At 72.9% G+C, this 19,805-nt stretch carries 17 protein-coding genes and 2 pseudogenes; 14 read left to right on the plus strand and 5 right to left on the minus strand.

Going from position 1 to position 19,805, the window contains the following annotated elements; all coding sequences use genetic code 11:
- The 6 genes from ACZ5WK_RS35455 to ACZ5WK_RS35480 all read left to right on the plus strand — a co-directional run.
- On the plus strand, positions 1–926 hold a 926-nt coding region (locus tag ACZ5WK_RS35455; protein WP_465553868.1), incomplete at its 5' end, for a Rossmann-like domain-containing protein.
- Positions 923–2,053, plus strand: coding sequence for a PLP-dependent cysteine synthase family protein (locus ACZ5WK_RS35460; RefSeq protein ID WP_465553870.1), 1,131 nt, complete (start codon positions 923–925; stop codon positions 2,051–2,053). The genes ACZ5WK_RS35455 and ACZ5WK_RS35460, both read left to right, overlap by 4 nt.
- Positions 2,050–3,207, plus strand: coding sequence for a dipeptide epimerase (locus ACZ5WK_RS35465; protein ID WP_465553872.1), 1,158 nt, complete (start codon positions 2,050–2,052; stop codon positions 3,205–3,207). Before ACZ5WK_RS35460 ends, ACZ5WK_RS35465 begins: the two co-directional genes overlap by 4 nt.
- Positions 3,204–4,127 (plus strand): class I SAM-dependent methyltransferase, encoded by a 924-nt coding sequence (locus tag ACZ5WK_RS35470; RefSeq protein WP_465553874.1) that lies wholly within the window; start codon positions 3,204–3,206, stop codon positions 4,125–4,127. Before ACZ5WK_RS35465 ends, ACZ5WK_RS35470 begins: the two co-directional genes overlap by 4 nt.
- A complete protein-coding gene (locus ACZ5WK_RS35475) occupies positions 4,124–4,888 on the plus strand; it encodes a hypothetical protein (RefSeq protein ID WP_465553876.1) in 765 nt (254 codons plus the stop codon). The genes ACZ5WK_RS35470 and ACZ5WK_RS35475 overlap by 4 nt, the downstream gene beginning before the upstream one ends.
- Positions 4,889–5,035: 147 nt before the next feature.
- Positions 5,036–5,824 carry a VOC family protein gene (locus ACZ5WK_RS35480; RefSeq protein ID WP_465553878.1) on the plus strand — a complete coding sequence of 263 codons (789 nt, stop codon included), beginning with the start codon at positions 5,036–5,038 and terminating at the stop codon, positions 5,822–5,824.
- A gap of 68 nt (positions 5,825–5,892) precedes the next feature.
- On the opposite strand, the gene ACZ5WK_RS35485 is transcribed toward ACZ5WK_RS35480, so the two are convergent.
- Positions 5,893–6,354, minus strand: coding sequence for a hemerythrin domain-containing protein (locus ACZ5WK_RS35485; protein ID WP_465553880.1), 462 nt, complete (start codon positions 6,352–6,354; stop codon positions 5,893–5,895).
- 215 nt (positions 6,355–6,569) lie between these two features.
- The gene (locus ACZ5WK_RS35490) at positions 6,570–7,166 is read right to left on the minus strand and encodes a TIGR03086 family metal-binding protein (RefSeq protein WP_465553882.1); all 597 of its coding nucleotides are present in this window, start codon (positions 7,164–7,166) and stop codon (positions 6,570–6,572) included.
- A gap of 197 nt (positions 7,167–7,363) precedes the next feature.
- Here ACZ5WK_RS35490 and ACZ5WK_RS35495 point away from each other — a divergent pair, with 197 nt between their 5' ends.
- From ACZ5WK_RS35495 to ACZ5WK_RS35505, 3 genes and pseudogenes are all read left to right on the plus strand, one after another.
- Positions 7,364–7,933, plus strand: coding sequence for a DoxX family protein (locus ACZ5WK_RS35495; RefSeq protein WP_465553884.1), 570 nt, complete (start codon positions 7,364–7,366; stop codon positions 7,931–7,933).
- 371 nt (positions 7,934–8,304) lie between these two features.
- The gene (locus ACZ5WK_RS35500; protein ID WP_465553886.1) at positions 8,305–10,836 is read left to right on the plus strand and encodes a collagenase; all 2,532 of its coding nucleotides are present in this window, start codon (positions 8,305–8,307) and stop codon (positions 10,834–10,836) included.
- A 230-nt stretch (positions 10,837–11,066) separates the two neighbouring features.
- Positions 11,067–12,185, plus strand: a pseudogene (locus ACZ5WK_RS35505) (IS701 family transposase); the annotation flags it as partial.
- Positions 12,186–12,201: 16 nt separating this feature from the next.
- Here the strand turns inward: ACZ5WK_RS35505 and ACZ5WK_RS35510 are convergent.
- The 3 genes from ACZ5WK_RS35510 to ACZ5WK_RS35520 form a co-directional block, all read right to left on the minus strand.
- A complete protein-coding gene (locus ACZ5WK_RS35510) occupies positions 12,202–13,404 on the minus strand; it encodes an IS110 family RNA-guided transposase (RefSeq protein WP_465553888.1) in 1,203 nt (400 codons plus the stop codon).
- Positions 13,405–13,989: 585 nt separating this feature from the next.
- On the minus strand, positions 13,990–14,217 hold the full coding sequence (locus tag ACZ5WK_RS35515; protein WP_465553890.1) for a hypothetical protein: 228 nt from the start codon (positions 14,215–14,217) through the stop codon (positions 13,990–13,992).
- Between the two features lie 337 nt (positions 14,218–14,554).
- Positions 14,555–15,316 carry a PP2C family protein-serine/threonine phosphatase gene (locus ACZ5WK_RS35520; protein WP_465553892.1) on the minus strand — a complete coding sequence of 254 codons (762 nt, stop codon included), beginning with the start codon at positions 15,314–15,316 and terminating at the stop codon, positions 14,555–14,557.
- A 235-nt stretch (positions 15,317–15,551) separates the two neighbouring features.
- Between ACZ5WK_RS35520 and ACZ5WK_RS35525 the strand changes: the two genes are divergently transcribed.
- The 5 genes and pseudogenes from ACZ5WK_RS35525 to ACZ5WK_RS35545 form a co-directional block, all read left to right on the plus strand.
- Positions 15,552–16,664 carry an LLM class flavin-dependent oxidoreductase gene (locus ACZ5WK_RS35525; protein WP_465553894.1) on the plus strand — a complete coding sequence of 371 codons (1,113 nt, stop codon included), beginning with the start codon at positions 15,552–15,554 and terminating at the stop codon, positions 16,662–16,664.
- The gene (locus tag ACZ5WK_RS35530; protein WP_465553896.1) at positions 16,661–17,284 is read left to right on the plus strand and encodes an FMN reductase; all 624 of its coding nucleotides are present in this window, start codon (positions 16,661–16,663) and stop codon (positions 17,282–17,284) included. Before ACZ5WK_RS35525 ends, ACZ5WK_RS35530 begins: the two co-directional genes overlap by 4 nt.
- Before the next feature lie 324 nt (positions 17,285–17,608).
- Complete coding sequence (locus ACZ5WK_RS35535; protein WP_465553900.1) at positions 17,609–18,691, plus strand: Dyp-type peroxidase; 1,083 nt, start codon at positions 17,609–17,611, stop codon at positions 18,689–18,691.
- Positions 18,688–19,494 carry a family 1 encapsulin nanocompartment shell protein gene (locus ACZ5WK_RS35540; protein ID WP_465553898.1) on the plus strand — a complete coding sequence of 269 codons (807 nt, stop codon included), beginning with the start codon at positions 18,688–18,690 and terminating at the stop codon, positions 19,492–19,494. Before ACZ5WK_RS35535 ends, ACZ5WK_RS35540 begins: the two co-directional genes overlap by 4 nt.
- A gap of 215 nt (positions 19,495–19,709) precedes the next feature.
- Positions 19,710–19,805 (plus strand): annotated as a pseudogene (locus ACZ5WK_RS35545) (electron transfer flavoprotein subunit beta); the annotation flags it as partial.

Raw genomic sequence — 19,805 nt, forward strand, 5'->3', positions numbered from 1 at the left:
GCGCCCCTGCCCTCACCGCCGCCCCTGGTGGCGCGTTGGAGCTGATCGCCGAACGGGCCCGCGCCGGCGCGTACGGGCCCGACCCGGCCGGACAGCGGATCGCCCTCGCCTTCACCACCGCCCAGGCCGTCCGGCACGCCGGCCGAGCCCGGGGCTACCGCAACGAGGTGCTCGGCCTGCGCCTCGGCGCCGCCGTCGGTTCCTGCGCCGTCGAACCCGGCGAACTGCCCGCGGACGCGCTCACCGACTCCGTCGGCGCCACCGTCGACGAGCTGCTCGGCCACCCGCTCACCCCCGTCCGGGTCGCCGCCCTCGACGCCTACCTGATGCACTGCCGCCCGCACACCCCGGCCCACGGCTCCCGGCCGGTGACCGTCCCGGCCGGCGGGTCGCTGGAGAAGTCCCGCGCACGCGCCCGCGCCGTCGCCGGGCTGCTCCCGCTCGCCGCGGTGCGCCGGGTCCTGGTCGTCGGCGTGGTCAACTCCCTGCTGGAGCAGCTCCGTTCGAGCGGAGTCGAGTACGTTCCGTGCGACCTCAAGGGCGGCACCACCGAGTGGGGCGAGCCGGTGGAGGCCGACGCCCGCGCCCGGCTGGACGACTGCGACGCGATCCTCGCCTCCGGCATGACCCTCGGCAACGGCACGCTCGACCCGCTGCTCACCCACGCCCGCGCCACCGGCAAACCGCTGGTGCTGTTCGCCCAGACCGGCAGCGCCGTCCTCCCGCGCCTGCTCGGCCACGGCGTGAGTGCTGTCAGCGCCGAGCCGTACCCCTTCTTCTGGCTCGACGGCGGCCCCACCGTCCTCCACCTGTACGGGGGAGACCTGCCCGGGGGAGGGCCGGTCGGGCGGGAGCCGCGCGGGGAAGGCCTCCGCGGGGGAGGGCCGCACCGCGAGGGCCGGGCGGCGGGAGGCGGTGCCGGGTGACCGCGCTGCTCGCCTCGGCCGCCGTCGGCAATCCCGACCTGCTGCCGCTGCTCGGCCGCACCCCGCTGGCCCGGATCAGCACGCCGCTACCGGACCCGCACCCCGGCTTCTGGGCCAAGCTGGAGGGCCTCGCCGCGGGCGGCATGAAGGCCCGGTCCGCCGTCGCCATGCTCCGCGGCGCCCACGCGCGCGGCGAACTCCGGCCCGGTGCCACGGTGGTGGAGTCCACGTCGGGCACCCTCGGCATCGGCCTGGCCTTCGCCGGACAGGCCCTCGGACACCCGGTCGTCCTGGTCGGCGACGCCGAACTCGAACCGTCCATGCGGCAGTTGCTCCGCTCGTACGGCGCCCGGCTGGAACTGGTCGACCGGCCCGCCCGGCGCGGCGGCTGGCAGGCCGCCAGGCTCGCCAGGCTGCGGGCTGTCCTGGGTCAACTCCCCGACGCCTACTGGCCGGACCAGTACAACAACCCCGACAACGCGGCCGGCTACCGGGCGATGGCCCAGGAGATGGCCGGCGAACTCGACCACCTGGACGTCCTGGTGTGCAGCGTCGGAACCGGCGGCCACAGCGCCGGTCTGGCCGAACCGCTCCGGCGCCGCTGGCCGGCGCTGCGGATCATCGGCGTCGACTCGGTCGGCTCCGCCATCTTCGGCCAGCCGGCCCGCCCCCGGCTGATGCGCGGCCTCGGCAGCTCCATCCACCCGCGCAACGTCGCCCACCAGGCGTTCGACGAGATCCACTGGGTCGGCCCGGCCGAGGCGGTCGACACCTGCCGGCGGCTGGCCCGCGGCGCCTTCGTCAGCGGCGGCTGGAGCACCGGCGCGGTCGCCCTGGTCGCCGCCTGGGCCGCCCGCGTCCACCCGGGTGCCACCGTCGCCACCGTCTTCCCCGACGGTCCGCACCGCTACCTGGGCACCGTCTACGACGACGCCTTCTGTCACCGGCACGGCCTGGAGCCGGAGCGCGCCGCGCTGCGGCCGACCGAGATCCCGCACCCGGCGGCCGTCGAGGTCTCCGGCTGGGCCCGCTGCCGCACCGCCCGGCCGGGCCGCACCGACCCGGCGGAACGCCGGGCCGAACCTGACCGGACCGGCCGCCGGAGCCGCCCCGAGGAGTACCGATGAGGCTCGACGTCCGCACCGTCCGGCTCCGGCTCGCCGAGCCGCTGCGGATCTCCCGCTCGGTGACCGCCGAACGCGACGCCGTCCGGTTCGCCGTGCGCCACGGCGGCCTGACCGGCCACGGCGAGGCCGTCAGCAGCGTCTACCTGTGTCTTCCCACCGACCTGATCCGCCGCGAGGCCGACGCACTCCGGCCGGACCTCGAACGTCACCCGGACCCGGAGACCGCCCTGGTCGAACTCCAGCGCGGCGCCGCCCCGTTCAAGAGCCTGCCGGCCGGGGTGCTGGCCGCGGTCGAGGCCGCCCTGCTCGACCTGGTCGGCAAGCGGGCCGGCGCGCCCGTCCACCAACTCCTCGGCCGGCTTGCCCCGGTGGCCGCCGCCACCGCCCGGACCATCGGCATCGAGCCGCCCGCCCGCGCCGCCGTCCAGGCCTCCCGGCTCGCCGCGGCCGGCTTCGACGTGCTCAAGATCAAGGCGGGCGCGGCGGACCCGGCCGAGGACCTCGCCCGGGTCCGGGCCGTCCGCGAGAGCGCCCCCGGCGCCCGGCTGCTGCTCGACCCCAACGGCGCCTGGACGGAGGACCAGGCGCACCGGCTGCTCCCGGTCTTCGCCGCGGCCGGCGTCGAGGCCGTCGAACAGCCGATCGCGCCGGGCCGCCCCGCCGTCCTGGCCGCCCTCGCCGAACGCTCCCCGATCCCGGTGATCGCCGACGAGGACGCCGTCGGCTACGAGGACGTCTGCCGGCTCGCCGGGCGGGTGCACGGGGTCAACCTCAAGCTCGCCAAGTGCGGCGGCGTCCACCAGGTGCTGCGCATCCAGGCCGCCCTGCACGGCAGCGGCACCGAACTGATGCTCGGCTGCCTCGCCGCCAGCTCGCTCGGCATCGCCCCGGCCGTCCACCTCGCCGACCGGGCCCGCTGGATCGACCTCGACGGGCACCTGCTGCTCGCCCACGACCCCTGGCAGGGCATCGGCGGCACCGACGGCACCGTCCGCACACCGGACCGGGCCGGGCTCGGCGTGCTGCCGACGGCGACGCCGACGCCGACGGCGACGCCGACGCCGACGCCGGGGCCGGGGCCCGTCGGGGGAGCGCGTCCCGCGCCCGGCGCCCGCCCCGCCCCCGCCCGCCCACTCCCCAGCGAGGCCCGATGAACGGCCGCAACCTGCTCACCGACACCCCCGAGCTCTACGAACTGCGCTTCCCCGACCCGGGGTTCACCGCCGCCCGGTGGGCCGAGTCGGTGCTCCGCGCGTACGGCGCCGGGGCCGATCTGCTCGACCTCGGCTGCGGCACCGGCCGGGACGCCGCATGGCTGCACCGCGCCGCCGGCCGCACCGTCACCGGCCTGGACAGCTCCGAGGCGATGATCGAATACGCCCGCGCACGCCACCCCGGGCCCGCGTACCACGTCGGCGACATGCGGACCTTCCGGCTACCCGGCCGCTTCGACGCCGCGCTCTGCCTGGACAGCGCGCTGCTCTACTGCCACACCAACGACGACCTCGACGCCCTGTGCGGCCGGCTCCGCCGCCACCTGCGCGCGGGCGGACTGCTGGTCGCCGAGATGCGCAACGGCGCCTTCTTCCTCGGCCGCACCGAACTCCTCGAGACCCCGCGCACCGACACCGTCACCCGCGACGGCACCACCTTCACCTCCCGCACCACGCTGCGGATCGACCACGCGGCCCAACTGCTGTGCCGCACCAGGACCTGGACCAGCGACGACGGCGCCCCGGCCGTCACGCAGCACTCCGCCTGGCGGCTGCTCTTCCCGCAGGAGCTGCGCTACCTGCTCGCCGCCAACGGCTTCACCGTCCTCGCCCTCTACGACCGGCCCGGCCCGCGCACCGACCCGTGCTGGGCCGACGGCGCCCCGGCCGCCGACACCGCCGACGACGACCGGCTGCACCTGGTCGCCCGGCTCGACACTCCTGCAGGAAAGCGAAGTCGACCGGATGGCCCGTCCGCTCGCCCGACGCGCCCCGCCGGCCGCCGGGACGGCCGGTTCGAGCCCGGTTCACCCGTACTGGTGACGGAATGTCGGACCGGTGGCCTAAGGTCGCCGACATGAACACCGTGACCGACCTGCCCGCCCCCGAGGCCCTCGCCGCCCTGGTCGACGTCCTGCTCGCCGAGGACACCACCGGTGCGGACCGCGCGGCCCTGGAGGAGACGGCCCGCCGCGCCTTCGCCGACGAACGGCCCGGCGCGCTGCCCGACCACTGGTGGCTGGCCGTCCCCGGGGAGACGTACGAGGCGGCGTTCGAGGTGCTCGGCCTGCACGACCGGATACCCGTCACCGTGCACTACGGGCTCACCTCCCAGACGAGCGACGAGAAGTACACCCCGGAGGCGGTGCACCGGGTCTTCGTCACGCCCGAGTACGCCGGCTGGCGCCTGATCTACGCCGAGACCCCGCTGCGGGAGACCACCTGGTGGCCGCACGAGGTGATCGAGCGGCTCAGCGCGGCCTGCGGCAAGGCCCAGGTCTACTACCAGGACCCGTTCGCCGACTCGGTGATCTGGGCCACCGCCGAGCACGGCACCGTGGTGCGCGGCTACTGGCGCTACAGCGCCCCGGAGTGGACGGGCGACCCGCTGCCCTGGGAGGAGGTGCTCACGGAGGCCGACTTCGAGGAGGAGGAGGACTACGAGGACGCCTACCCCGAGCCCAACGCCTCCCAGACCCAGAGCATCGGCGCGGCCGCCGTCCACCTCTCCCTCGACCCCGCCGCGATCACCCCCGCGACCCCGGCCCGAGGCCACGGCTGGCTCGCCCTGACGGCGCCCGGCGCGGGCCACGGCGGCTTCGGGGAGGCCCCGCAGCTCTGAGGCATACCGTCGGCCATCCACCGCCTCCCCCCTGCGCGCCGTGCCTCGCCCGGGTCGGGTCGGCGGCCTAGGCTGAAGGCGCCCGGGCGGCCGGTCGGCCGCGGGAGTCGGGAGGGGCCCGGCGGCCGGGCGTCGAGGAGGTGCGCGATGGGCAGCGGTGAGACCGCCAGGGTGCGCTGTGTGGCGGCCGTTCCGTGCTGGGTGAGCCTGATGGCGCGCGATCTCGACGCGGCGAAGGCGTTCTACGGGCCGCTGCTGGGCTGGGAGTTCGAGCCCGGGCCCGACCACCTCGGCCCCTATGTGCACGCGGTGGCGGGCGGCGAGGCGGTGGCCGGTCTGGGCGTCGCGGGCGGCGGCTGGGCCATGCCGGTGGCGTGGACGGCCTACTTCGGCACCGAGAGCGCGGACGCCGCCGCCGACTCCGTCCGCGAGCGCGGCGCGACCCTCGCGGTGGGCCCGCTGGCCTTCGACGCCGGGCGGGTGGCGTTCGCCGCCGACCCGGCGGGCGCGGTGTTCGGCATCTGGGAGGGCCCGCTCGGCCGGGCCCGGAAGCTCGACCTGCTGGGCGCGCCGGTCTGGATCGAGCTGCGCACGCCGGACCCGTTCGCCGCGGCGCTCTTCTACGGCGAGGTGTTCCGCTGGGACGGTCGTGACCCCGAGCGCTTCGAGGTGCGGTGGGAGCACGACCGGGTGGTGCTGCGGGCGGAGGGGCACAGCGTCGCGGCCCTGGCCAGGGAGCAGTCGGGCGGCCCGGCGGGCATGCCGCCGCACTGGGAGGTGTCGTTCTCGGTGGCGGACACCGACGCGGCGCTCGCCCGGGCCGAGGAGCTGGGTGGTACGGCGATCGGCCCGGCCTTCGACTCGCCGTACGGGCGGGTCGCGCGCCTCCAGGACCGCGAGGGCGGGCGCTTCGCGGTGATCAGCCCGAAGGGCTGAGGCCGGGAGCGCCGTGGGGCGGGTCTACGATTCGCGTCGCACGCCTGGCGGGAACCGCCGGACACGCCCTACGGCCCGGCCTCGGCGACCGCCTCCCGCTCGGCCCGCAGCCGGTCGCCGAGCGCGGCGCGGGCGCCGGCCGGCAGGGCCTTCCGCGCGGCGGGGAAGACCTGCTCCTCCTCCGTGGCCAGATGCCGCCGGACGAGGTCGGCCAGGCCCTCGTAGAGCGTCCCGAAGGCGGGGGTGCCGGGGCCGACACCCTGAAGGTCGGAGAGGTACTGGCCGATCGCCAGGTGTTCGTGGATGCTCGTGAACACCAGGGCTCCGCCGTCCGGCACGTCGTGCTGGACGACCGGGAAGAGGTGTTCCTCCTCGGCGGCGCAGTGGCTGAACAGCAGGTCGGTGAGGCGCCCGAGCAGCTCCGCGCGGTCGGGCCCGCCCTGTGGTGCCTCGTCGATCCGGGCGAGCAGCTCCGTCACCGCCCGATGGTCGGCGGTGAACTCGCCGAGGATGTCCGGCCTGCGGCTCATGGTGCGCCCGCCTCTCGTCCGGTGCTGCCCCCCGACAACTCCAGTATCCGGCGTCGCATGCTCATACCGGCCGGTTGGGAGGGATCACTGCAGGTCAGAGGCGCTTTGCCTGGTCCCGTGCTCCCCGGATCCGGGCTTCTCGGGCCCACCCTCCCCGTGCCCCGCCTCCCTGGGCCCCACGTCCCCGTGCCGTGCCTCCCCCGGAGCCGGATTCGTCAGAGCCGGTCGCGGCGCCCGGTGAGGGCGAGCAGCCGGGTCTGCGGGCTCGCGTCGTCCGGCACCGGCAGGGGCGGGTCGAACAGCCCGCTGCCGGCGAGGTCCCCGTAGCCGGCGACCTCGCCGAGCGCGAACTCGACCAGTCCGGCCGGCAGCCGGGTGCGGCGGCGGATCCCCTCGGCGAGGTCCCAGGTGTGCACGACGGCGTCGGTGGTGAGCTGGTCCAGGTAGTACTGGCCGGTGACGTCGCCGAAGGAGAGGTGGACGGTCAGCTCGGTGGCGCCGGGCACCTCGAACGCCGCGCGGGCGGCGTCGGCGGCGGCCGTCCAGGCGGAGGCCGGGTCGGAGCCGAGCACGTCGCCGTCGAAGCGGCTCCCGACCTCGGAGATCGTCGAGCCCATGAGCAGCTCGGGCACCCAGAGCTGCTCGCCGGTGAGGTGGTTGACCAGGTCGCGGACGGACCAGTCGGCGCACGGCGTCGGCGCGTCCCACTGGTCGGGCGTGACCAGCCGGACGCGGTCGCCGAACGCGGCCAGCGCCTCGGCGTAGGGCGTGCCGGACTGTGCGGCCCGCCGGTGTTCCCTGCGATGAGCCATGCCTCCACCCTGCTCCCGCCTCCATCCGGCCGCGACTCGCCGCCGCGCGCGCGGCGCCGCCCTCGGGCATGTTTGTTCAAATTCGAACTTCCGGGTACGGTCGAGAAGCGGCCGGTTCGAATTTGAACGACATCGCCACCTCCCGGCTGCCCGTACCACCCCCTCGATCCGACCGACCCCGATTGATGGAGACGCGCATGCCGAGCACCAGCCCGAGCACGACCGCCCCCACCACCACCGTCCTCCCGGGCCGGGCGACCCCCGCCCCCGCGACGACCTCCCCGCACGCCTATGACGCCGGCCTGCTCCTGCTGCGCCTGACCCTCGGCCTGACCATGGCCGCGCACGGCAGCCAGAAGCTCTTCGGCTGGTTCGGCGGTGGCGGAATCGACGGCACCGGTCAGTTCTTCACCATGAGCGGCTACCCGGCCGGCGACACGATGGCCGTGGTCGCGGGCCTGACCGAGACGTTCGGTGGCCTGGCCCTGGCCGTCGGCCTGCTGACCCCGCTTGCCGCCGCCGCGATCCTCGGCACCATGGTCAACGCACTCGCCGTCACCTGGGGCGGCGGCTTCTTCGCCCCCAAGGGCAGCGAGTACGAGCTGCTGCTCACCGCCGGTGCCGCCGCGCTCGCCCTGACCGGGCCCGGCCGCTGCGCCGTCGACCGCTTCCTGCCGGTGCTGCGTACCCACCGCCTGGCGTACGGCGCTGCCGCCGTCGCGGTCGGCCTGGTGACCGCCGGCGTCATCCTGATGCTGCGTAAGTGACCTTCGGGCCCCCCGGGTTCGCGGCGGAAGCCGTCCGCACCCGGCGGGGCCAAGGCGCTCGAGAGGGGCCGCCGGTCGTCCGACCGGCGGCCCCTTCGCGTGTGCGAGTGCCGCATCCGGCTGTCCGTGGTGCGGCGGGGAAGGTCGGCGTCAGAAGGTCCGTGTCCGGGGGCTTCCCACCGTCATGTGATGTGTGCCATGGTACATGTCACACTCCCCACCGTGTGCTGGTCGGAGCCGCTGTGCGGCGCCGTCGCAACGGTCCTCACCCTCGTACGGTCGCGCCCCCCAATGCGGCCGCAGAAGGCCCGGAGGCCCCCCACGTGAGAACCGCACGCCCTCTGTCGCAACTACCCCAGGTTGCACGACTGTTGACGATCGTCCTGGTGCTCCTCCTGGCGGTCGGCCTGTTTACCCCGCGCAGTCAGGCGGCCCCCGTCCCGACCTCGCCGCAGTCCGGCGGCGCGGCGCCCGCCGCCCCCACGGACCCGGGCCCGCAGCCCGGTGTCGGCGCCACCCCGGATGACCACGGCCGGAACCAGCCGGTTCCGGCCCGCGACCGGGCCCCGCTCTCGGCCACCGCGCCCACCGACGACCCGGCGTCCGCAAGCTCGGCGAAGTCCGCCAAGTCCGCGGCGCAGCAGGCCCCCGGCGCCACCGGCAGCGCAACCGCCGCGGCCTGCAACATCGGTGACTTCACCAGCCGTACCGGCAGCGCGCTCGTCCAGCTGATCAAGTCGGTCGACCTCGGCTGCGTCAACCAGCTCTTCAGCCTCACCGGAACCGACGCCAACAAGGCGTTCCGCGAGGCGCAGATGGTCACGGTGGCCGACGCCCTGCGCGACGCCGCCGCGAGCTACCCGGGCAACAACACCACCTCCGTCGGCCAGTTGGTGCTCTACCTGCGCGCCGGCTACTTCGTGCAGTGGTACCACTCCGCCGACGTGGGCACCTACGGCACCGCCCTGCAGACCTCGATACGCGGCGCGTTGGACACGTTCTTCGCCAACTCGCACTCCCGCGACGTCACTTCGGACAATGCGGGCACCCTCGGCGAGGCCGTCACCCTGATCGACAGCGCGCAGGAGAACGCCCGCTACCTCTACGTCGTCAAGCGCATGCTGGCCGACTACAACAGCGCCACCCACAACCCGGTCGGCATGGGGAACGCGCTCAACGGCGTCTTCACCGTGCTCTGGCGCGGCCACCAGAACCCCGCCTTCGTGTCCGCCGTGCAGGCCGACCCGAGCGTGCTGGACTCGCTGTACAGCTTCGCCACCGCCAACAACGCCCAACTCGGCGGCGACTACACCTTCCTGGTCTACAACGCCGCCCGCGAGCTGGGCCGCTTCGTCCAGTACGCCCCGCTGCAGGCCAAGGACCGGCCGCTGATGAAGGGCCTGGCCGACCAGTCCTCGGTCGCCGGCCGGACGGCCTACCAGTGGTCCGCCGTCGCCGAGATGGCCGACTCGTACGACGCCGGCAACTGCTCGTACTACGGCACCTGTGACGCCGCCAACCGGCTCAAGGCGGCCAACCTGACGGTCAACTACACCTGCAGCCCGAGCATCCGGATCCTCGCCCAGGCCCTGGACACGACCCAGCTGAACACCGCCTGCACCAGCCTGACCGGCCAGGACGCCTTCTTCCACGGGGTGGTCAAGGACAACGGCCCGGTCGCCAACGACAAGAACACCACGATCGAGGTCGTGGTCTTCCACACCCGGTTCGACTACGGCGTGTTCGCCGCGATGATCTACGGCATCAACACCAACAACGGCGGCATGTACCTGGAGGGCAACCCGGCCGCCGTCGGCAACCAGCCGCGCTTCCTCGCCTACGAGGCCGAGTGGGTGCGCCCGGACTTCCAGGTCTGGAACCTCAACCACGAGTACACCCACTACCTCGACGGCCGGTTCGACATGTTCGGCGACTTCAACGCCGGCATGGTGACGCCGACCGTCTGGTGGGTCGAGGGCTTCGCCGAGTACGTCTCCTACTCCTACCGCAAGGTGTCGTACGACGCGGCGATCGCCGCCGCCGGCCTCCACACCTACAGCCTGAGCACCCTCTTCGACACCACCTACGACAACAGTGACACCGAGCGGGTCTACCGCTGGGGCTACCTGGCCGTCCGCTACATGCTGGAGCAGCACCGCGCGGACATGGACGCCGTCCTCGCCAAGTACCGCGCCGGCGACTGGAACGGTGCCCGTACGTACCTGACCTCCACCATCGGCACCCGCTACAACGCCGACTTCGACACCTGGCTGACCGCCTGCGCCGGCGGTGCCTGCGGCACCACCACCAACCCGCCCGGCAACCAGGCGCCCAAGGCCGCCTTCACCACCGCCGTCGGCGAGCTGGGCGTGACCTTCGTCGACCGTTCGACCGACCCGGACGGCACCATCGCCTCCCGCGCCTGGGACTTCGGTGACGGCACCACCTCCACCGCCGCCAACCCGACCAAGTGGTACACCGCGCCCGGCACCTACACCGTCCGGCTCACCGTGACCGACGACAAGGGCGCCACGGCGAGCACCAGCCAGAGCGTCACCGTTGCCCGCCTGCCGGAGTGCTCGGGTGCCGACACCCGCCAGCTGGACAAGAACTGCCGGCGCAGCAACGTGGCGGCGACCACCGGCAACTACGCCCACTTCTACCTGTACGTCCCGGCCGGGACGAAGCAGCTGAAGGTCAGCAGCACCGGCGGCACCGGCAACGCCGACCTCTACTACAACGCCGGCGGCTGGGCGTACACGAACGCGTACACCGCCAAGTCCACCAACCAGAGCAACAACACCGAGACCCTGACGGTCACCGATCCGCCCGCCGGCTACCTGTACTTCAGCCTCTACGCGGAGCAGGGCTTCAACGGGGTGAACATCAAGGCCGAGTACTAGACGCGCCGGTGACACACCTGTGAGCGGGCACCCCGGCGGAGCGCACCCAGCGCCCCGCCGGGGTGCCCGGCTTTCCCCCGTCGTCCGTGGGACCGCGGCGCCAGGGGTCGTCCGGCACGTCCCGCCGCGCGCTGACGCGACGCGAACCGTCGGACAAGCCCTAATCCTGCAACCGCATCTGCGCGACGGATGTCGTGTGGGGCTCGTTGGTGTATCTGTGTGCCGATGAGCTGACGGTTGAGCAGGTCGAGTCGTGGTTCGAGGGGATAGCCGGGTTCCATGCCCGCATCGCGCATCGTTTTGGCAGGTCGGAGCCCCGCGATCGGGCGCTGGACTACCCGGCCGGGCTGCTGGCTCCGTTGGAGCGGAAGAACGGCTGGACGCTGGCCGAGCAGGTCGGGCAGCTCCGTCCGGACGGGGTCCAGCGCCTGCTGAACCTTTCCGACTGGGATGAGGACGCGGTCCGCGACGACGTGCGCGATTTCGTGGTGGAGACCATCGGCGCTAGGGACGGGATCCTGATCGGCGACGACACCGGCTTCCTGAAGAAGGGCACCCAGTCGGCCGGTGTCCAACGCCAATACAGCGGTACCGCCGGCCGCACCGAGAACTGCCAGATCGGCACGTTCTTGGCCTACGCCTCCTCCAAGGGGCGCGCGTTGATCGACCGCGAGCTCTATCTGCCCGTGTCCTGGACCGATGACCGGGAACGCTGCCGAACCGCCGGCATCGGGGACGAGGTGCCGTTCGCGACGAAGAACGAGCACTTCAAATGGATGCTGCAGCGCGCGATCGACGCCCGCGTCCCGTTCGCCTGGGTGACCGCGGACGAGGCTTACGGCCAGGCCAAGCACCTCAGGTCCTGGCTGGAGGAACGCCGCATCGCGCACGTGCTCGCCACCAAGGTCAACGACACCGTGATCACCGCGGGCTGGGCCGAGGTCCGGGTGGACAAGCTGATCGCGACACTGCCGCGGCAGGCCTGGAAGCGCATCTCCGGAGGCCAGGGCTCCCACGGCGAGCGGATCTACGACTGGGCCCGAGTAGCGATCCAGCCCGCGTGGGAGAACGGCTTCGGACACTGGGTCCTCGCACGCCGCTCCGTCAGCGACCCGAGCAAGATCGCCCACTACGTCTGCTACGGCCCCGTCGGCACCCGGCTGAAGGACCTGGTCAAGGTGGCCGCCACGCGGTGGGCGATCGAGGAGTCGTTCCAGGCGGCGAAGATGGAGTGCGGCCTGGACCACTACCAGGTCCGCCTCTACCGCGCCTGGTACCGGCACATCACCCTGGCCATGGCCGCTCTCGCCCACCTGACCGCCCTTCGCGCCCGTGAGGCCGCAAAAGGTGCCCCTATGGTTTTCGTCAAGCGGCGGTGGCGGCCGGGGGTTCGTAGAAGGTGCCGTCTCGGAGCATGGCGAAGAGAACATCGATGCGCCGGCGGGCGAGGCAGACGAGGGCGGCGACGTGGTGCTTTCCCTGTCGTCGCTTCTTGTCGTAGTAGGCGCGTGACTCGGACTGGGACAACGACGCGAACGCGGCGAGGTAGAAGGCTCGTTTGAGCTGCTTGTTGCCTCGGCGGGAGGGGTGCTCGCCGCGGATAGAGGAGCCGGAGCTCCTGGTCACCGGTGCCAGACCGGCGTAGGCGGCCAGGTGTCCGGCGGTGGGGAAGGTGCTGGCGTCGCCGACGTCGATGAGGATGCGGGCTCCGGTCCTGACCCCGATGCCGGGCATGGAGGTCAGGACCTGGGAAAGAGGGTGGGCCTCCAGCAGTTCCTCGATGCGGGCGGCGAGGAGCTTGCGCTGGTCGAGCACGGAGCTGAGTGAGCCGGCGAGGCTGGGGATGATCAGCGAGGCCGCCTCGGTGCCGGGCACGACGACGCTCTGCTCGTCGAGGGCGTCGAAGATGTCCTCGACCAGGCGTTCGGCCAGTCGGGGGGCCTTGGGTCGCAGCAGGGTCACCAGTCGACGCCGTCCTGCTTTCCTCAACTTGGCTGGGGATCCGTGCCGTTCGAGCAGTATCAGGACGGCAGGATGGTCCATTCTGGGGCCAAGCACCCGCTCCAGCGAGGGGTGGATCTGGGTGAGTAGGCCGCGCAGCCGGTTCTTGATCCTGGTGGACTCGGCGGCCAGGTCGTCATCGAAGCCGACGATCATCTCCAGCTCGGCGACGGTCGCGTCGGAGGGTGCCAGGTCGCGCAGCGTGTGCGGCATCGTTCGCGCGGCGTCCGCGATGATCGCCGCGTCCCGTGCGTCGGTCTTGGCCTCGCCGGGGTAGAGGTCGGCGATCCTTCGCATCGTCAGGCCGGGCAGGTAGGCGACGCGGCAACCCGTGTCGCGGGCGACGGCCAGGGGCAGTGCGCCGATCGAGGCGGGCTGGTCGACCACCACCAGCACGGTGCCGTGCTTGGCCTTCAGCTTGCTGAACACCTCACGCAGCTTCGGCTCGGTGTTGGGCAGCCGCTTGTCGAAGACCCGCTTGCCAGCTGGGGTCAGGGCGGTGGCATGATGCTCGCCCTTGCCCACGTCCAGGCCCAGGTAGACGTCGATGTCACCCGTGTCGATCACGCGTACTCTCCACAGTGGTCGTGCCCCTCCCCGGCCTCACCTACGGCATCAGCGTGCCGGCATCCACGTTACGAAGAGCCTGCCTCACCCATGAACGGGATCGGCGCTCGTGCCCCTAATCAGCGGTCTGCCAATGCCTCCGGTACCCGGTGACAGCACCTTTTCGATCATGATCGACTGGGGCAACAAGTCATGCCGGGCCCGGAGGCCGGGAGCCCCGTTGCGGGGCCGTGAAAAAGGTAACGGGCGACGCTGACGACGAACACGAACTCATACCCCTGAGCGTCCCGGAGATCCGCCGGCTCATGGGCCACCTCGTCGGGCCCCGACACCGGACCAACGAGCACCATCTGCGCTGGTCACGCTTCCGACGACGAAGCCAGGCCCGAGCCCACCGATCCCACTACAAACGCCGAGGCCACTACACCGGCGGCACCGCCCTCTGACACACCAAGGCGATCCAGGCGGGGCCCGCACCGAACGGTGTGGCCCCCGCCGCGGCCTGTACGGGCCGGGCTGCAGTGATCCCGCGCCAGCGACGCCCCGACAGGCAGGCACACCGACGGCAGTAGTGGCGCTCGTCCGTCAGCAGTACGTCCGGGCCTTCTTGACTGCGGGTTCGGCCTGCTGGGGGTCGGAGGTCACGGAGAGCAGCTGCTGCGCCTCCCGCAGGGCATCGGCGAGCGGCTGGAACTTGGCGTCCGCCAGAGCAGCCGCCCTGGCCAGTTCCTCGGCGCCGACGAGGCGCGCCACCACGATGTCGAAGGCCTGCCCGCCATCGGTGCCCGGCAGCTGTTCCGGCAGCCGACTCACGGCCGCGCACGCCAACTCGGCGTCGGTGCCCTGGGCCTTACCGGACGCCGCCCCTGACTGGCAGGCCGTCAGGGCCAGCAGTAGACAAACTGCGGCCCCAGCCCTTGCCGGACGCCTCATCAGTTCCCCCTGTTCGAAGACTTCCGCCATCGTCGGGGCTTCGCCCAGGGGAGATAAGTCCAATCCCGGCCAGTTTGCACGAAGCGGCAGCCTGCCACTCCACGTGACGTCGCTCTCGCCCGCGCCATACCTGACGAGCTCTACCTCAACCGCCTCGGCACGTTCTGGCTGTACAGCGGCCACCCCGGGTACAGATCCCCCAGATGCGGTTGCAGTACTAAGCGCCGATCCGGACCAGCGCCAGCGTGATGTTGTCCGGCCCGCCCGCCTCGATCGCGGCCTTCCAGAGCTCGAACGCGGCCCGCCCGTCGGCCCGTTCGACGTCCTCGTGGGTGCGCGCCAGCAGTCCGGCCAGTTCCTCCTCGGGCACCGGGTCGGTCAGCCCGTCACTGCACACCAGGTACCGGTCCCCGACCGCCAGCGGGGCGCTGCGCACGTGCGGCTCGACGAACGTCAGGCCGAGCGAGCCGCCGAGCGTCTGGGTGACCAGGGAGGTGGTGCGCCGTCCGGGCGCCGGCGGCGGGCTGTCGTCCACGCTGACCCGGTGCAGCCCGTCGCCGTCGATCCGGTAGACCCGGCTGTCGCCCACGTTGAAGACCACCGCCTGCTCGGGCAGCAGCACCACGCCGGCCACCGTCGTGCCCATCGCGGCCAGCTCGGGGTCACCGGCCGCCACCGCGAACACGGCCCGGTTGCAGGACTGGAGCGCCTCCCGGACGGCCTCCTCGCCGTCCAGCGCGGGCCCGGCCGTCGCCAGCTCCCGCGCGACCAGCGAGCTGGCCACCTCGCCGCCCGGGTGCCCGCCGAGGCCGTCCGCCACCGCGACCACGCAGGGCAGGCCGAGCGGGAAGAGCAGCGTCTGCGGGTTGGTGGTCACGGTCGAGCAGAGTGTCCACGGCCCGATCGTCAGGCTGTCCTCGTTGTGCTCCCGCACCAGGCCCTCGTGGCTCAGCGCGCTCACCGAGATGTAGGCCGCCATCGGCTCGCCGTCCTTCGCAGTTCCCGGGCCGGCCGTCCTTGCCCTCCCATTGTCGCGCGGCCCCGGCCCGCCGCCCGGGGCGCCGCCCCGGCCGGTCCACGAGGCCACGTGCCGACAGGGCCGTCGGCGCGGGTCGGTGCTCGGGGAATACCGCCGGAGCGGCCGGTGCTAAGATGGTTGAAACTTTGACGATCGGATCCTGAAGCCGGGATTCACCTGGAGTGTGGTGAGCAGCATGCAGTTCGGAATCTTCACCGTCGGCGACGTCACCCCCGACCCCACGACCGGCCGCACCCCGACCGAGCACGGGCGGATCAAGGCGATGGTGGCCATCGCGCGCAAGGCCGAGGAGGTCGGCCTGGACGTCTTCGCGACCGGCGAGCACCACAACCCGCCGTTCGTCCCGTCCTCGCCGACGACCATGCTCGGCTACATAGCCGCGCAGACCGACCGCATCATCCTCTCCACCTCGACCACGCTGATCACCACCAACGACCCGGTGAAGATCGCCGAGGACTTCGCGATGCTCCAGCACCTCGCGGAGGGCCGGGTGGACGTCATGATGGGCCGCGGCAACACGGGCCCGGTGTACCCGTGGTTCGGCAAGGACATCCGCCAGGGCATCCCGCTCGCCGTCGAGAACTACGCGCTGCTGCACCAGCTGTGGCGCGAGGACGTGGTGGACTGGTCCGGCCGCTTCCGCACCCCGCTGCAGTCCTTCACCTCCACCCCGCGCCCGCTGGACGGCGTCCCGCCGTTCGTCTGGCACGGCTCGATCCGCAGCCCGGAGATCGCCGAGCAGGCCGCCTACTACGGCGACGGCTTCTTCGCGAACAACATCTTCTGGCCCAAGGAGCACTTCCAGAAGCTGATCGAGCTCTACCGCGAGCGCTACGCCCACTACGGCCACGGCACGCCCGAGCAGGCGTACGTCGGCCTCGGCGGGCAGGTGTTCATGCGGAAGAACTCGCAGGACGCCGTGCGCGAGTTCCGTCCGTACTTCGACAACGCGCCGGTGTACGGGCACGGGCCCTCGCTGGAGGAGTTCACCGAGCAGACCCCGCTCACCGTGGGCAGCCCGCAGGAGGTCGTCGAGAAGACGCTGACCTTCCGCGAGTCCTTCGGCGACTACCAGCGCCAGCTGTTCCTGATGGACCACGCCGGCCTGCCGCTGAAGACCGTGCTGGAACAGCTGGACCTGCTCGGCGAGGAGGTCCTGCCGGTGCTGCGCGCCGAGTTCGCCAAGGGCCGGCCGGCCGACGTCCCGGACGGGCCGACGCACGCGGCGCGGGTCGCGGCCGAACTCGCCGCCCAGCGTGAGGAAGAGACGACGGAGGTGGCCAAGTGAGCACGTACCGGCTGGCGGTGGTCAGTGCCGGGCTGGGCAAGCCGTCCTCGACGCGGCTGCTGGCCGACCGGCTCGCCGAGTCGGCTGTCCGTCAACTCGGCCTGGGGGGAGGCTCGGTGGAGGTCGCGGTGATCGAGCTCCGCGACCTCGCCACCGACATCGCGCACAACTTCGTGACCGGGTTCCCGGGCGCCGCGCTGCGCGAGGCGATCGGGACGGTGACCCACGCGGACGGTCTTATCGCCGTCACACCGATCTTCACCGCCTCGTACAGCGGCCTGTTCAAGTCCTTCTTCGACGTGATCGACCACGACGCCCTGGCGGGCAAGCCGGTGCTGATCGCCGCCACCGGCGGCACCCCTCGGCACTCGCTCGCCCTGGAGCACGCCGTCCGGCCGCTCTTCGCCTACCTGCGGTCGGTCGTCGTCCCCACCGCCGTGTACGCGGCCACCGACGACTGGGGCGCGACGGGGGACGGGCACACCGACGGCCTCCCGGGCCGGATCGACCGCGCGGCGGGCGAGCTGGCCGCCCTGCTGGCCGGCCGCGGTCCGGCGGCCGCGGAGCAGCCGAGGGCCGTGGTGCCGTTCGCCCAGCAGCTGGCGGCCCTGCGGGTCTGACGGCCGCGGGCGCAGAACGGAAGGGGCGGGCCCGTGGGCCCGCCCCTTCCGTTCTGAGCCCGGCCTCCCGCCGCTCCTCCGGCCGCTCCTCCGGCCTCCTCGCATGCCTCGGAGGGCCGGCGGGTGAGGCCGGGTGCAGGCCCCGGCGGTGGTCACCGGCCCCGGCGGACGCCCGCCCGCCGGGGCCTTCCGGGCGTGTGTCGCCCTCGCCCCGATGTCCGCTCTGGGGTGTAATCGTACGCATGATCAGATTTGCCCAGGTCCGTTCCGACCCGCCCGCCCGGGAGCCCTGAGGTGGAGCCCGCCGTGCCGCCCGAGCCCGCCGTGCCGCCCGAGCCCGCCGTGCCGCCCGAGCCCACACCCGTGCCGCAGGCCGTTCTCACCCCGCTCACCAGTGCCGCGATCTTCCTCGTCCTCACCGTCGACCCCGGCGGAGAGCAGGCCGTCCGCGAGCTGCTGCCCGACCTGGCCGGCCTGCGGCGCGCAGTCGGCTTCCGGGCCCCGGAGGGCGGCCTGACCTGTGTCACCGGCATCGGTTCCGACGCCTGGGACCGTCTCTTCGCCGGTCCCCGCCCCGCCGACCTCCACCCCTTCCGCGAGGTGGCCGGCGCCCGCCACCGCGCCCCCGCCACCCCCGGCGACCTGCTGCTCCACCTGCGGGCCGCCCGGATGGACCTCTGCTTCGAACTAGCCGGCGAGATCACCCGGCGTCTCGCCGGCGCCGCCACCGTGGTCGACGCCGTCCACGGCTTCCGCTACTTCGACGACCGCGACGTGCTCGGCTTCGTGGACGGCACCGAGAACCCCGAGGGCCGGGCGGCGGCCGCCGCCGTCACCGTCGGTGCGGAGGACGGGGAGTTCGCCGGCGGCAGCTACGTCATCGTGCAGAAGTACCTGCACGATCTCGCCGCCTGGAACGCCCTGCCGGTCGAGCAGCAGGAACGGGCCGTCGGCCGCACCAAACTCGGCGACATCGAGCTGGCCGACGCGGTCAAGCCCCCCGACTCGCACGTCGCCCTGACCGGCGTCACCGGCCCGGACGGGGAGGAGCGGCAGATCATGCGCTTCAACATGCCGTTCGGCTCCTTCGAGGGGGCGGGGGAGGCCGGGACGTACTTCATCGGCTACGCGCGCACCCCCGAGGTGACCGAGGAGATGCTGCGCAACATGTTCGTCGGCCGCCCGCCGGGCACCCACGACCGGCTGCTCGACTTCTCCACCGCGGTCACCGGGTCGCTCTACTTCGTCCCCGGCGCCGACTTCCTGGACGACCCGCCCCCCGCGCCGCGCTCCTCCGCTGCCGGGGCCACCGCCGGGGCAGCCGCCCCCGCGGGCGCCGCCGTCACCGTCTCCGTGCCCGATGGCTCGCTCGCCATCGGCAGTCTGAAGAGGACCCCCGCCCGATGACCAACCTGCACCGCGACCTGGCTCCCGTCTCCGCCGACGCCTGGGCGGAGATCGAGGAGGAGGCCCGGCAGACCTTCAAGCTCCACATCGCCGGCCGCCGCGTGGTCGACCTGCACGGCCCCGACGGCGCCACCCTCGCCGCCGTCGGCACCGGCCACCTCTCCGGCATCGACCCGCCCGCCGACGGCGTCCTCGCGCACACCCGCGAGGCCCAGCCGCTGGTCGAGCTCCGCGTCCCCTTCACCGTCGGCCGCGCCGCCGTGGACGACGTCGAACGCGGCTCCCGCGACTCCGACTGGCAGCCCGTCAAGGACGCCGCCCGCACCCTCGCGCTCGCCGAGGACCGCGCGATCTTCGAGGGCTACCGGGCCGCCGCCATCGAGGGTATCCGGGCCGGCGCCACCAACCCGCCGATCCCGCTCCCCGCCGACGTCCGCGACTACCCCACCACCGTGAGCCAGGCCCTCACCGCCCTGCGCCTGGCCGGTGTCGGCGGCCCCTACTCGCTCCTCCTCGGCGCCGACCCCTTCACCGCCGTCAGCGAGACCAGCGACCACGGCTACCCCGTCGCCGCCCACATCGCCCGCCTCCTCGACGGCGAGATCATCTGGGCACCGGCCATCCAGGGCGCCTACCTGCTCTCCGCCCGCGGCGGCGACTTCGAACTCTTCCTCGGCCAGGACGTCTCGGTCGGCTACCTCTCCCACGACGCCGACTCCGTCTCCCTCTACCTCCAGGAGTCGATGACCTTCCGCCTCTACACCGGCGAGGCCGCCGTCGTCCTGGGCGGCCCGGGGCTGTGAGCGGCAAAAGGGTACTGAGTTCCTTTACGCGGGGTACTGAGTGCCGTATTGTCTCGGTTGAGCCTCTGACGCCAGTCGAAGAGAGCCGACACGGCTTGCCGGTCAAGGTCGCGCTTGCTGCGCGCAGGCCGCACCCTGGCCGGACTTGGCACTCAGTACCCTTGGCATGACCTGAGGCCATGGATCCAGTGCACCCGTAATCAGGAGAACCGCTCATGAGCTTGAGGATCGTTGTCTGTGTGAAGTACGTGCCGGACGCGACGGGTGACCGTCGTTTCGCGGACGACCACACCACCGACCGGGAGGGCGTG

This window comes from Kitasatospora sp. NPDC032757, assembly GCF_055579305.1.